Genomic DNA, 12371 nt, shown 5'->3' on the forward strand with positions numbered 1-12371 from the left:
AGTGCCGATATGATGTCGGCACCGGGTACTGAACGTAAAGCGATGGGAGTCAGCACTGTTTTCAGAGGTCGGCGCCTCGCCGGCCAAAGAGAGCTGATAATGACAAATCCAGGTGAAACTGACCGCAATCGATTAGCTTAAGGCGCAGGGAACAGGGTCAGAAGAGGAAAGCATCCCGTGCCACGGACAAAAACGCCGGGAGCGTTTTTGAACAACGCAAAGCGTTGGCCCGTTTACGGGCGCACCTCAGGGATGAGGTGCGTAATTGCGCGGGCCGAGCGAGCCAGGGATGGCTTTAGCGACTTTCCGATCTGACCCTATTTCCGGCGCGGGCACACTCTTACAGCCAGCCTTTGATTTACCTGAAAGCCGACATCGCGTCGGCTTTTTTTATCCCGCCTGACGGATGCGGGCAATCAGCGCATCCCCATCTTCGACATGATCGGCCGCCAGAATCAGCGTGCGTCCCAGGTTAATCGCGTTGCGGATGCAGTCGGTACGCATCGCCGGATCGGCAATCAGCTTCATATCCGCCACGTGTGACATCCCTACCGTACGGCGAATCAGTTCCGTGCCGCAGTAGCCGAGGGTATCGGCCCACACTTTACGCAAAAACGCCGCCGCATAGCCGGGATAAGCCAGCGCCGGATCGCGGGTTTTCTCCGCCGCCAGCGCCAGGAAGTGCCGGGAAAACGTCGACCAGAGCGTATGCACATCGCTGAGGCGCTGCTCACGGGCATCCGCCGCCTCACGCGGCGCCAGCAGGCCCGGCAGTGCGCAGTAGTTGATCAGCAGATTACCTATCGCCGTGCCGACATCGAAACCGATTGGCCCGAAATAGCCAAACTCCGCATCGATCGCTTTCAGACTGCCGTCAGCCACAAAAATCGAGCCGCTGTGAATGTCGCCATGCAGCAGCGCCTCGGCGTGGGCAAAAAAGCGATGTTTCAGACCGCCCACCGCGATACGCAGCGCGTCGTCGTCACGCAGGCTGGCGACCAGCGGTTCAAGCGCCGCAGGATAGCTGTTGCGCTCATGATCGGTGTAAGGATCGTTAAAGAAGAGATCTTCGGTGATTTCACACATTTCCGGGTTAATGAAACGCGCCACTTCCGCTTTTTTCTGGTGCGGATGCAGGATGAAATCGGAGGTGTGAAACAGCGTCTGCGCCAGATAAATTCCCAGCTGCTGCGCCGCCTCAGGATAGTAAACGCCCTTTACCAGCTCACTGCGCCAGATGCGGTGACTGGAGAGATCTTCCATCACCATCACCGCCAGTTCCGCATCATAATGGGTGATCTTCACCGTGTGCTGCGGACAATATTTGTAGTGTTCCACCAGCGTCTGCGCTTCCAGCCGCGCCCGATCCAGCGTCAGCGGCCAGGACTCGCCCACACAGCGCACATACGGCAGCGCCTGCTTCACCACCACCCGGCTATTGCCCTGGTCATCATAAATTTTAAACACCAGGTTGAGGTTGCCATCACCAATCTCTTCCGCGCTGCTCAGCGTGGAAGGTTCCTCAATGCCGCCAAATTGTCGGGCATACTCCACAGCATCAGCCGCCGTAAAGGTACGGTATTGTGACATTGCCTGTTCCTCATCAATCAGAGACTGGATAAACCAGGGTTAATAAGCCGTTCAGACGTCTATACATCCGTTCAGCATGTTGGCACAATACGCAGCATTAACGCAACATGGATTTCACCCACAATGCAGACACTTCAAACCACCAGTTTACAGGTTCGTGACAATCAGCTCTGGATCCTGGATCAGCAGGCGCTGCCGCAGCAAAAAAACTGGCTGCCAGCGCACAGCGTCACGCAGCTGATTGACCATATCCATGCGCTGCGGGTGCGCGGTGCGCCGCTGATCGGCCTCTCCGCCTCGCTGCTGCTGGCGCTGCTGGCTGAACAGGGGCTGCCGCGCGCGGAACTGACACAGGCGCTGGAGACCCTGCGCGCCGCCCGCCCGACGGCCGTTAATCTGATGAACAATCTGGATCGGATGAAACTGGCGCTGGCGCAACCGGACTTTGCCCCGGCGCTGGCTGAGGAAGCCTGGCGGCTGGTGCAGGAAGATAAGCAGCTGTGTGACGCCATCGCTGACGCGGGCTGTACGCGGGTGAAACCGGGCAGCCAGCTGCTGACCCACTGTAACACCGGCGGCCTGGCGACAGCCGGGGTCGGCACCGCGCTCGGCGTCATTGCCCGCGCCCATCAGCAGGGTCTGATTAAAAATGTCTGGGTGGATGAAACCCGTCCGCTGTTACAGGGCGGCCGGTTAACCGCCTGGGAGCTGGGTGAGCTGGCGGTTCCCTACACCCTGATTACCGACTCGATGGCCGCCAGCCTGATGGCCCGTGGAGAGGTGGACGCGGTGTGGGTCGGCGCTGATCGGATTGCCGCCAACGGCGATGTGGCGAATAAGATCGGCACCTACAGCCTGGCGGTGCTGGCCCATTATCATCAGATTCCGTTTTACGTGGCGGCCCCGCACACCACGCTGGATCGCAGTTGCCCGGATGGCACCGCGATCCCCATTGAGCAGCGCGCCGCCAGCGAAGTGACCGGCGTGGCGGGCAGTTTTGGCAGCGTAGAGTGGGCACCGCAGGCGGCGAGGGTTTACAACCCGGCGTTTGATGTCACGCCTGCCGCGCTGATCAGCGGCTGGGTGCTGGATACCGGAGTGGTCACCCCGGAACAGGTTCAGGCCGGGATCTTTCAGCCGCAGTAAGTGGTCTGTTTACCCTGCCGGAGTGAAAGCCCCGGCCAGCCGCGCTGGCCGGGCGCTGACGGTTACACCAGCCGTGGATAGGCGTCGGCGATCTTATCGCCAGTGAAGTTCGCCACCCAGCCCTCCTGGTTATCGAAAATACGGATAGCGGTGAAGTGCGGCGACGAGCCCATATCGAACCAGTGTGGCGTACCGGCCGGGACCGAGATCAGATCGTTCTTTTCGCAGAGAATTTGCAGGATCTCCCCCTCCAGATGCAGGCAGAACAGCCCGGCTCCCTCAACAAAGAAACGCACCTCATCTTCGCCGTGGGTATGTTCAGAGAGAAACTTTTCACGCAGCACCGTCTTCTGCGGATGATCGGCACGCATGGTAATCACGTCCCAGCTCTGATAGCCCTTCTCCGCCACCAGCCGATCGATCGCATGCTGATAGGCGTTGATCACCGTTTCCGCATCCGGGTTCTCTCCCAAATCGCGATCGGCCTGCCAGCGTTCAAAGCGTACCCCTTTGGCGTTGAGACGTTCACGAATCGCTTCCGGCTCGCTGCTGTGCCAGATCGGCTGGCTGGCGTCGCTGTCGGTAAAAATAGTCAGTGCACTCATCTTAAATCGACTCCGGGTTAATCTGGGAAAAATCCGTGACCTGGCGGTGACGGCTTTCAGGGTCCGCGTCACCACGCAGCAGTTGTACCGTCTGCCAGCCAGCCTCTGCCGCCGCATCCAGCTCCTGATGAATATCGGAGAGAAACAGCAGCTGTTCCGCAGGCAGACCTGTCTGCGCGGCGATAGCGCGATAGGCCGCGACCTCGCGTTTGGCCCCGACGTGGGTGTCAAAATAGCCGCTGAACAGGCCAGTAATATCACCTTCGTCGCTGTAGCCAAATAACAATTTCTGCGCCGCAACCGAGCCGGAGGAATATACATACAATTTAAGCCCCTGCGCCTGCCAGCTTGTCAGCGCCGGCACGACGTCGGGGTAGAGATGACCGGTGAAACTGCCGTTGAGATAGCCATCGCGCCAGATCATCCCCTGCAACGCTTTCAGGCCGGTGGATTTTCGATCCTGGTCCATAAACCCCAGCAGGATCTGCGTCACCGCGGTCAGATCGGCCGCGGGCTGCCCGGCCTCTTCGCGTACTGACCGGATCGCCGCCTGCACCTCAGGCTGCTGCTGATGTTCCGCCAGAAAAGCGGCCAGCCGCTGACGGGCAAAGGGGAACAGGATGTTGTGGACAAAGCGAATATCGCTGGTGGTGCCTTCAATATCAGTGACAATGGCGCGGATCATACTTTCTCCAGCAGGCGACGTTGACGTTCACATTCAAATAAAAACTCCAGACCTTCCAGCTGACGGCGCGCTTCGCTGACGTCGCGGCCCCAGCAGGTTAAACCGTGGCCGCGCAGCAGGAAGCCGTAGTGCAGTGGAAAGCGGGCGGCATAATCTTCAATTTCTGACGCCAGTGCCGCCATATCCTGGCTGTTGTCGAACAGCGGGATAGCGACAGTATCCAGATGGGTGTGCTGACCGCTTAACGATTTTTGCATCTCATAGCCGTGCAGCAGCAGCGCCGCGCCCTGCTCCACCCGCGACAGCACCGTCGCATTCACCGTATGGGTATGCAGCACCGCGCCCGCCTCCGGGAAGAGGCGATAGATCAGGGTGTGCAGCGCGGTTTCGGCTGAGGGTTTGCGACCGGAGAGCGACTGGCTGGTGGCAATATCAACCTCGATAAAGTCATCGCGCGTCAGCGTGCCTTTATCTTTTCCCGACTCACTCAGCAGGCAGACCTGCTCATCGCGGCGCACCGACATATTGCCGCCGGTGGCTGGCGCCCAGCCTTTCGCACCAATCCAGTGACAGGCGGCGACCAGCTGATCTAACGGAAGACTCTGCGACATAAAGGTTCCTTGCGGTGAAAGGTGATGTCGTGTGGCTCAGATAATGGTAATGGCTATAAAAGTACAACAGCCTGAAAATGTTAAACAGTCAGTAAGCATGTGTGCCTTTTGCATCATATTCTCCGGGTCCTGCCAAATGATCCGTGTGTCAGCAAGACGGCAAGCGCGCTTATCCCCGGGAGCTGACACTGGTCAGTGACCGGGGTAAGCAAGCGCAGCCAACGCCGCTGACGCGCGGAGCATGACGGCAGGACAAGCGCGGCCAACGCAGAAGAGATGCGGAGCATGACGCATTTAGCCGTCTAAGCGTCTTGATTGCCAAATACTACCATCCTGTTTATAGTGGCACAAACACCGGGTGACACCGCATCACTCTTCGCGCTTAGGGCCTGACACCATGACGCAGCACAACCTGATCCCCGACAGTAAACTTCCCGCGCTCGGCACCACCATCTTCAGCCAGATGAGTGCGCTGGCGCAGCAGCATAACGCCATCAATCTTTCGCAGGGCTTTCCCGATTTTAGCGGACCTGACTATCTGCAACAGCGGCTGGCGTATCACGTCAGCCAGGGCGCGAACCAGTATGCGCCGATGACCGGTGTCCTGCCGCTGCGCGAGGCGATTGCGGAGAAAACCGCCCGGCTTTATGACTATCTGCCTGATGTCGAGGCCGAAATTACCGTGACGGCCGGGGCCACCGAGGCGCTCTACGCCGCGATTACCGCGCTGGTGCGACCGGGCGATGAGGTGATCTGCTTTGATCCCAGCTACGACAGCTATGCGCCCGCAGTAGAACTGTCGGGCGGCGTCCTGAAACGCATCGCGTTGCAGCCGCCGTCGTTCCGGGTCGACTGGCAGGCGTTTGGCGAGCTGGTTGGTGAGAAAACCCGGCTGGTGATCCTCAATACCCCACACAACCCATCGGCGACCGTCTGGCGGCGCGAGGATTACGCCGCACTGTGGCAGGCGATCGCCGCGCGGCCGGTCTATGTACTGAGTGACGAAGTCTATGAGCACATCTGCTTCGCTGAGGCGGGCCACGCCAGCGTGCTGGCACATCCCGATCTGCGTCAGCGCGCCATCGCCGTGTCGTCGTTTGGCAAGACCTTCCACATGACCGGCTGGAAAGTGGGCTACTGCATCGCCCCTGCGGCGATCAGTGCGGAACTGCGCAAGGTGCATCAGTACCTGACCTTCTCGGTCAATACCCCGGCGCAACTGGCGATTGCCGATATGCTGCGTGAGCATGCGGAACACTATCTTGAGCTGCCCGCCTTCTATCGCGATCGGCGTGATCGGCTGGCAGCGGCGCTGAAGAACAGCCGCTTTAAGGTGCTGCCGTGCGAAGGCACCTACTTTTTGCTGTTCGATTACAGCGCCATCTCCGATCTGGATGATGTCAGCTTCTGCCAGTGGCTGACCCGCGAAGTAGGTGTCGCCGCCATACCGCTGTCGGTGTTCTGCGCCGATCCCTTTCCTCATAAACTGATCCGCCTCTGTTTTGCCAAACAGCCGGCGACGTTAGACGCCGCCGCGGAGCGCTTATGTCAGCTTTAAAAATTACCGTTTTGCAGGAAACATTGAGCTGGATGGATGGTGAAGCCAACCTGCGCCACTTTGATCAGCAGCTGGACGGCCTCAGCGGACGCGATCTGATCTTACTGCCGGAGATGTTCACCACCGGCTTTGCGATGGAAGCGGCGAAAAGCTCGCTGCCGCAGGCGCAGGTGGTGGAGTGGCTGCATCAGCATGCCCGTAAAACCGATGCGTTAGTCGGCGGCAGCGCGGCGATCCAGACCGACAGCGGCGCGGTAAACCGCTTTCTGCTGGTGGAGCCGGACGGCACGCTGCATCACTACGACAAGCGCCACCTGTTCCGCATGGCGGATGAGCATCACCACTATCTGCCCGGCGAGCAGCGTCAGGTGTTTGAATGGCGCGGCTGGCGCATCCTGCCGCAAATCTGCTATGACCTGCGCTTCCCGGTCTTTTCCCGCAACCGTAACGATTACGACCTGGCGCTCTATGTCGCCAACTGGCCCGCTCCGCGCGCCCTGCACTGGCAGGCGCTGCTGTTAGCGCGGGCGATTGAAAATCAGGCTTATGTGGCGGGCTGTAACCGGGTCGGCAGTGATGGCAATCAGCATCACTACAGCGGCGACAGCCAGATTATTTCCCCGCAGGGCGAGATCCTCGCGGCGGCTGAGCCGCACCAGCGCGCCCGGCTGGAGGCCGAGCTGTCACTGGAGGCGCTTCAGGCTTACCGCGAGCGCTTCCCGGCCTGGCAGGATGGCGATCGCTTTTCGTTATAGCGCGTTACCCGGCTGACGTATCGCTATGCAGCGCCAGCCGGACACCTTCAGCTGCCGCGATAGGTTGACCAGGACCAGGGGGAGATCAGGAACGGCAGATGGAAGTGGCTGCCCGCTTCGGCAATCACAAAGTCGATCTGCGCGCTGACGTAGAGCGCATCGCGACCGGCGGCGGCAAAGTAGTCGCCAATCTCTGCGGTCAGGCGATAGTGGCCGGGCGTCAGCGGCTCGGGGGTCAGATCTTTCAGCCGTCCGTCGCTGTCGGTTTCCCCCTGTGAAACCGGAAACCACCCTTCCGGGCTGTTCTGCTCCAGCGAAATCGCCACGCCGCAGGCCGGTTTGCCCAGCGCCGTGTCAAGAATATGGGTGGTGATGGTGCTCATTGAATCGTCTCCTTCAGCCGTAGCAGGGTGATTTCACGCAGCTGATCCAGCGCCTCCTGCTGCTCACTCTGCTCGTCATTCTCTAACCGGCGCTGTAACTCTGCCAGCATCTGCTCGCCGCTACGCCCTCTGGCGCGGATCAAAAATACCCGGCCAAAACGTGCTTCATACGCCTGATTTCCCTGCTGCATCGCCTGCTGCAACGCCCGATCGGCCTGCTGCATGGCGGACTGCTCGCCGCGCGACAGCGCAGCCTCTTTATCCGCGCCGCTGGCCCGTTCGCCGATGCGCGGATGGGCCGCCAGCGCCGCCTGCAAATCCGCACTCTGCCACTGCCGCGCCAGCGCATCTCCCGCTGCCAGCAGCGCCGCGCTGGAGTCAAACGGCCGGGCGGCCACCAGCGCCTGCTGCCAGTGCGGGATCGCCACACAGTGGGCGATGGCGGATTGCGCCTCCTCCGGGGCTAACTGATTAAAGCGGGTTAACTCCATGCTCAGCTCCGTTCAGCGATCAGGGTAATCGCCTGTAAATAGGCCTGAAGCGCGGGCGCCACGTCCGCGATCGCCACCGACTCTGCCGGATGGTGGCTGATGCCGCGATGGTTGCGCACAAACAGCATACCGACCGGCCAGCGCTCCGCAATCGCAATCGCGTCATGGCCCGCCCCGCTCGGCAGCGCCAGGCTGCGCCCCTGCACCGTTTCCACCGCGTGGCTCAGCGCCTGTTGCAGCGCGGAGTCACAGGCGGTAGCAGCGATGCGATAATATTCGTTCGACTCAAAGCGGAGCCCGCGCCGCAGCGCAATCGCTTCAGCCTGGGTTAACAGGCTCGAGAGTAGCGTCTCCAGCGGATGATCCTGCGGGCCGCGCACATCCAGCGACAGCTGAACCTCGCCGGGGATCACATTCACCGCACCCGGCGCGCAGGTCAGTGTCCCCACGGTCGCCACCAGCTGCGGGTCCAGCTCGCGGGTGGTCTGCTCGATAAACACCATCCACTCGGCGGCGGCGGCCAGCGCATCTTTGCGGTGGGTCATCGGCACCGTGCCCGCATGGCCCGCTTCGCCGGTGAAACGACAGTTAAGACGGCGAGCGCCGTTGATCGCCGTGACCACCCCCAGCGCCAGATCCTCCTGCTCCAGACAGGGGCCCTGTTCGATGTGCAGTTCAAGGTAGCCGACAATCTCCTCCACCCGGCGGGCAGCGGCGGCGATTCGCTGACTGTCGAGACCCACATCCGCCATCGCCTGCGCCACGGTAATGCCATTGCCATCGGGATGCGTCACCCAGCTTTGCGGCCAGCTGCCGGTGATGCCGCGGCTGCCAAGCAGCGTAATGCCGAAGCGGGTGCCCTCTTCGTCACCAAAACCAATCACCTCAATCGCCAGCGGCAACCGGCACTGATGTTCGTTCAGCCACTGCACGGTTTCGATGGCGCTCAGCACCCCTAACATGCCGTCGTAGCGACCGGCGTTGCGTACCGTGTCGAGATGGGAGCCGAGCAGCAGCGCCGGTGCGCCCGCCTCTGCCGCCTCGTAGCGACCGCAGATATTGCCGACCTCATCCTGCCACACGCTCATGCCCGCGGCCTGCATCCACTCCCCGACGCAGGCGTTGGCACGCAGATGTTCCGGCGAGAGGTAGACGCGCGTCAGCCCCTCGGCCGTTTCGCTGATCGCGGCCAGCGCATCACAGCGCGCCATCACGCGCTGTGCGGCGGCCTGGGCTTCGCTGGCGCTCATCATCATGCCTGGCTCCCGTAGTGATCCCAGGCGGCCTGCGCGCCTGCGCCCTGCGGCGTGCGATAACCGACGTAAGTCAGTACCGTTTCCAGCGCAGACAGGGTCTGCATCACGCAATCTTTACGCGCGTTGTAGCCCATGGTGCCGATGCGCCACACTTTGCCATGCAGCGGCCCGAACGAGGTACCGATCTCAATGCCGAAATCTTCCAGCATCAGCTTGCGCACCTGATCGCCATTGATCCCTGTCGGTATCATCACGCCGAGCACGTTGTTCATCTTGTTTTTCAGGTCGCCGAAGGTCTCCAGTCCCATCCCCTGGATGCCTTTCAGCATCGCGTCGCCGTGCAGTTTGTGGCGGGCGATGCCGTTATCCAGCCCCTCCTGTAGGATCAGCCGGGCGCATTCGCGTGCGCCAAACAGCGCGCTGGTCGCTTCGGTATGGTGGTTGAGCCGCTCCGGTCCCCAGTAATCCATGATCATGCCGAGATCAAAATAGTTGGAGTAGATCATCTCCTCTTCGCCATCCTGATGCGCCTCGGTGCGGATCCCCTGCTCCACGCATTTGCGTTTGCGGATCACGGCTTCCATCTCCGCGCTCAGGGTGATCGGCGAGGTGCCAGAGGGACCGCCGAGGCATTTCTGCATTCCCGCGGATACGGCATCGAGTCCCCATGCGTCGGTTTCTAGCGCGTTACCCGCCAGCGAAGCGGTGGCATCGGTGTAGAACAGCACGCCGTACCGTTTGCAGATCGCCCCCAGCTCCGCCAGCGGTTGCAGCATGGTGGTGGAGGTGTCGCCCTGTACCGTGAGCAGCAACCGTGGCCGCACTGTTTTGATCGCGTCTTCAATCTGGTCAGGGGTAAAGACGTCGCCCCACGGCACTTCGATGGTGTGAACTTCAGCGCGGCAGCGGCGGGCGATTTCGCACAGCAGATGGCCGAAGCGGCCATAGACCGGCACCAGCACTTTGTCGCCAGGGCGGATAGACGACAGCAGAATCGCTTCGATTCCGGCGCGCGAGGTGCCATCGACCAGCAGGGTCCAGCGGTTTTCGGTGCGGAACACGCCGCGATAGAGCGCCATCACCTCGTTCATGTAGTGGGTCATGGCGGGATCGTACTGTCCCAGCAGCTGACTCGACATGGCGCGCAGCACGCGCGGATCGGCGTTAATCGGGCCCGGTCCCATCAGCAGGCGCTGCGGCGGATTGAGTTGCGGGTAGTGGGTAATATCCATGATGAATTCCTTGTTAAACGGTCAGAGGCGAACCGAAGAGATAAACTGTTTCAGCTCCGGTGACTGCGGCTGGGCGAACAGCGTTTTGCTGTCGCCCTGCTCCCAGACGCGCCCCTGGTGCATAAAGACCACACGATCGCCCACGTCGCGGGCGAAGCTCATTTCATGGGTGACGAGGATCAGCGTCATACCTTCTGCCGCCAGCTGCTCCAGCACTTTCAGCACTTCGCCCACCAGCTCAGGATCGAGCGCGGAGGTAATCTCGTCACAGAGTAAAACTTTCGGCGTCATCGCCAGCGCCCGCGCAATCGCCACGCGCTGCTGCTGACCGCCGGAGAGGCTGGCGGGATAGTAGTTGAGACGCTCGCCCAGCCCGACCTTCTCCAGCATCTGCGTCGCCAGCGCCCGGCACTCAGCCTCACTTTTCTTCAGCACCCGACGCGGGGCCAGCATCACGTTCTCCAGCGCCGTCATGTGCGGGAACAGGTTGAAACTCTGAAACACCATCCCCACCGAGCGGCTGATCTCACGCGCCTGCGAATCGCGGTCGGTAATGGTCATGCCACCGAGCTTGATGCTGCCTTCCTGATAGCCTTCCAGCCCGTTCATACAGCGCAGCAGCGTGCTTTTTCCCGATCCACTGCGGCCGATGATCGAGATCACCTCGCCCATGTCGATGTCGAGATCCACGCCTTTCAGCACATGGTTGTCGCCGTAATATTTTTGTACCTGATTAATGGTGATGAGCGGCATTAAATTTTTTCTCCAGATACTGGCTGTAGCGCGACAGCGGATAACACATCAGGAAGTAGCCCAGCGCCACCAGCCCGAAGACCTTAAACGGCTGATAGGTGACGTTGTTCAGAATGGTGCCGGCTTTGGTCAGCTCGATAAAACCGATAATCGACGCCAGCGCGGTGCCTTTAATCACCTGCACGGCGAAGCCCACCGTCGGGGCGATACCGATGCGGATCGCCTGGGGTGCCACCACGCGCCACAGCGTCTGGCCGAAGGTCAGGCCGAGACAGCGCGACGCTTCCCACTGCCCTTTCGGCAGGGCGCGGATGCTGCCGTACCAGATGTCGATCAGAAAGGCGCTGGTGTAGAAGGTCAGCGCCAGCGAGGCGGCGGTCCAGGGAGCGACATCAATGCCAAACAGCCCGACGCCAAAAAAGGCCAGAAAGAGCTGCATCAGCAGCGGCGTGCCCTGAAACAGCGCGGTGTAGCCGCGAATAACGCGCGTCAGCCACTTTCGTTGCAGCAGACGCAAAAACAGCAGCGGCAGCGTCACCAGCGTTCCGCCAACAAAGGCCACCAGCGACAGCAACAGGGTCCAGCGCGCCGCCAGCAGCAGATTGCGCAGGATGTCCCAGTCGGTAAAGGTCGTCATCATGATGGCTGCACTCCAAACCATTTACGGCCTATCGCCAGCAGCAGCTGGCGCATCGCGATCGACAACGCCAGATAGATCAGCGTGGTCACCAGATAGACCTCGAAACTTAAGAAGGTGCGCGACTGGATCAGGTTGGCGGCAAAGGTCAGCTCCTCATAGGAGACCTGCGACACCACCGACGACCCCAGCATCACGATGATGCACTGGCTCACCAGCGCCGGATAAATCCGCTGCAACGCCGGCGGCAGCACCACCCGCAGAAAGGTCTGGCTGCGGCTTAATCCCAGCACCCGTCCCGCTTCCCACTGCCCTTTGGGCGTCACCTGGATCCCGGCGCGGATAATCTCGGTGCTGTAGGCACCGAGATTAATCAGCATCGCCAGCAGAGCCGCTTCACCGGCGGTGAGTTTCAGCCCCAGCGCAGGCAGACCAAAGACGATAAAGAACAGCTGCACCACAAACGGCGTATTACGGATCAGCTCGACATAGCCGCCCCACAACCGGCTCATCCAGCTGGGTTTGCCGCTGCGTAACGCCGCGCCCGCGATGCCGAGTGCCACGCCGCCGAGGGTCGCCAGCACCGTCAGCTGGATAGTGACCCACAGGCCGGAAAGCAGCTCCGGCCAGTAGGGCCACAGGGCGGGAAAGTTAAGTTGCCCGGTCATG

The 12371-nt window shown here is 61.1% G+C and carries 14 protein-coding genes; 3 read left to right on the top strand and 11 right to left on the bottom strand.

The features are described from left to right. Positions 1-390 precede the first annotated feature (390 nt). A complete protein-coding gene (gene mtnK / locus ACCW71_RS10965; protein ID WP_436371233.1) occupies positions 391-1590 on the bottom strand; it encodes an S-methyl-5-thioribose kinase in 1200 nt (399 codons plus the stop codon). Positions 1591-1713: 123 nt separating this feature from the next. Here mtnK and mtnA point away from each other — a divergent pair, with 123 nt between their 5' ends. Next, complete coding sequence (gene mtnA, locus ACCW71_RS10970) at positions 1714-2736, top strand: S-methyl-5-thioribose-1-phosphate isomerase (protein ID WP_436371235.1); 1023 nt, start codon at positions 1714-1716, stop codon at positions 2734-2736. 62 nt (positions 2737-2798) lie between these two features. Here the strand turns inward: mtnA and ACCW71_RS10975 are convergent, their stop codons facing one another. The 3 genes from ACCW71_RS10975 to ACCW71_RS10985 are packed head-to-tail and all read right to left on the bottom strand — an operon-like array spanning position 2799 to position 4637. Next, positions 2799-3341 (bottom strand): 1,2-dihydroxy-3-keto-5-methylthiopentene dioxygenase, encoded by a 543-nt coding sequence (locus tag ACCW71_RS10975; RefSeq protein WP_436371237.1) that lies wholly within the window; start codon positions 3339-3341, stop codon positions 2799-2801. Position 3342: 1 nt separating this feature from the next. Next, a complete protein-coding gene (gene mtnC, locus ACCW71_RS10980; protein ID WP_436371238.1) occupies positions 3343-4026 on the bottom strand; it encodes an acireductone synthase in 684 nt (227 codons plus the stop codon). Then, positions 4023-4637, bottom strand: a complete 615-nt coding sequence (locus ACCW71_RS10985; RefSeq protein ID WP_436371240.1) for a methylthioribulose 1-phosphate dehydratase — start codon at positions 4635-4637, stop codon at positions 4023-4025. The genes mtnC and ACCW71_RS10985 overlap by 4 nt, the downstream gene beginning before the upstream one ends. A 412-nt stretch (positions 4638-5049) precedes the next feature. Here ACCW71_RS10985 and ACCW71_RS10990 point away from each other — a divergent pair, with 412 nt between their 5' ends. Together ACCW71_RS10990 and ACCW71_RS10995 are read left to right on the top strand one after the other, a co-directional pair. After that, positions 5050-6195, top strand: a complete 1146-nt coding sequence (locus tag ACCW71_RS10990) for a pyridoxal phosphate-dependent aminotransferase (RefSeq protein WP_436371287.1) — start codon at positions 5050-5052, stop codon at positions 6193-6195. Next, the gene (locus tag ACCW71_RS10995) at positions 6183-6950 is read left to right on the top strand and encodes an amidohydrolase (RefSeq protein ID WP_436371242.1); all 768 of its coding nucleotides are present in this window, start codon (positions 6183-6185) and stop codon (positions 6948-6950) included. Before ACCW71_RS10990 ends, ACCW71_RS10995 begins: the two co-directional genes overlap by 13 nt. Before the next feature lie 47 nt (positions 6951-6997). Here ACCW71_RS10995 and uraH read toward each other — a convergent pair whose 3' ends face one another. The 7 genes from uraH to ACCW71_RS11030 are packed head-to-tail and all read right to left on the bottom strand — an operon-like array spanning position 6998 to position 12370. Beyond that, the gene (uraH, locus tag ACCW71_RS11000) at positions 6998-7333 is read right to left on the bottom strand and encodes a hydroxyisourate hydrolase (protein WP_436371244.1); all 336 of its coding nucleotides are present in this window, start codon (positions 7331-7333) and stop codon (positions 6998-7000) included. Then, positions 7330-7824, bottom strand: coding sequence for a 2-oxo-4-hydroxy-4-carboxy-5-ureidoimidazoline decarboxylase (gene uraD, locus ACCW71_RS11005; RefSeq protein ID WP_436371246.1), 495 nt, complete (start codon positions 7822-7824; stop codon positions 7330-7332). The genes uraH and uraD overlap by 4 nt, the downstream gene beginning before the upstream one ends. A gap of 2 nt (positions 7825-7826) precedes the next feature. Next, complete coding sequence (gene hpxK / locus ACCW71_RS11010) at positions 7827-9080, bottom strand: allantoate amidohydrolase (protein ID WP_436371248.1); 1254 nt, start codon at positions 9078-9080, stop codon at positions 7827-7829. After that, complete coding sequence (locus ACCW71_RS11015; protein WP_436371250.1) at positions 9077-10312, bottom strand: pyridoxal-phosphate-dependent aminotransferase family protein; 1236 nt, start codon at positions 10310-10312, stop codon at positions 9077-9079. Before ACCW71_RS11015 ends, hpxK begins: the two co-directional genes overlap by 4 nt. 21 nt (positions 10313-10333) lie before the next feature. Beyond that, positions 10334-11065, bottom strand: coding sequence for an amino acid ABC transporter ATP-binding protein (locus ACCW71_RS11020; RefSeq protein ID WP_436371252.1), 732 nt, complete (start codon positions 11063-11065; stop codon positions 10334-10336). Continuing rightward, the gene (locus tag ACCW71_RS11025) at positions 11046-11702 is read right to left on the bottom strand and encodes an amino acid ABC transporter permease (RefSeq protein WP_436371289.1); all 657 of its coding nucleotides are present in this window, start codon (positions 11700-11702) and stop codon (positions 11046-11048) included. The genes ACCW71_RS11020 and ACCW71_RS11025 overlap by 20 nt, the downstream gene beginning before the upstream one ends. After that, positions 11702-12370 (bottom strand): amino acid ABC transporter permease, encoded by a 669-nt coding sequence (locus ACCW71_RS11030; protein ID WP_436371254.1) that lies wholly within the window; start codon positions 12368-12370, stop codon positions 11702-11704. Before ACCW71_RS11030 ends, ACCW71_RS11025 begins: the two co-directional genes overlap by 1 nt. Position 12371 lies beyond the last annotated feature (1 nt).

The organism is Pantoea sp. C2G6, assembly GCF_051336815.1.
Classification (GTDB): Bacteria; Pseudomonadota; Gammaproteobacteria; order Enterobacterales; family Enterobacteriaceae; genus Pantoea.

Bases quoted from the DNA above. Each gene is read 5' to 3' on its own strand.
- mtnK (WP_436371233.1), bottom strand. From the start codon at position 1,590: ATGTCACAATACCGTACCTTTACGGCGGCTGATGCTGTGGAGTATGCC.
- mtnA (WP_436371235.1), top strand. From the start codon at position 1,714: ATGCAGACACTTCAAACCACCAGTTTACAGGTTCGTGACAATCAGCTC.
- ACCW71_RS10975 (WP_436371237.1), bottom strand. From the start codon at position 3,341: ATGAGTGCACTGACTATTTTTACCGACAGCGACGCCAGCCAGCCGATC.
- mtnC (WP_436371238.1), bottom strand. From the start codon at position 4,026: ATGATCCGCGCCATTGTCACTGATATTGAAGGCACCACCAGCGATATT.
- ACCW71_RS10985 (WP_436371240.1), bottom strand. From the start codon at position 4,637: ATGTCGCAGAGTCTTCCGTTAGATCAGCTGGTCGCCGCCTGTCACTGG.
- ACCW71_RS10995 (WP_436371242.1), top strand. From the start codon at position 6,183: ATGTCAGCTTTAAAAATTACCGTTTTGCAGGAAACATTGAGCTGGATG.
- uraH (WP_436371244.1), bottom strand. From the start codon at position 7,333: ATGAGCACCATCACCACCCATATTCTTGACACGGCGCTGGGCAAACCG.
- uraD (WP_436371246.1), bottom strand. From the start codon at position 7,824: ATGGAGTTAACCCGCTTTAATCAGTTAGCCCCGGAGGAGGCGCAATCC.
- hpxK (WP_436371248.1), bottom strand. From the start codon at position 9,080: ATGATGATGAGCGCCAGCGAAGCCCAGGCCGCCGCACAGCGCGTGATG.
- ACCW71_RS11015 (WP_436371250.1), bottom strand. From the start codon at position 10,312: ATGGATATTACCCACTACCCGCAACTCAATCCGCCGCAGCGCCTGCTG.
- ACCW71_RS11020 (WP_436371252.1), bottom strand. From the start codon at position 11,065: ATGCCGCTCATCACCATTAATCAGGTACAAAAATATTACGGCGACAAC.
- ACCW71_RS11025 (WP_436371289.1), bottom strand. From the start codon at position 11,702: ATGACGACCTTTACCGACTGGGACATCCTGCGCAATCTGCTGCTGGCG.
- ACCW71_RS11030 (WP_436371254.1), bottom strand. From the start codon at position 12,370: ATGACCGGGCAACTTAACTTTCCCGCCCTGTGGCCCTACTGGCCGGAG.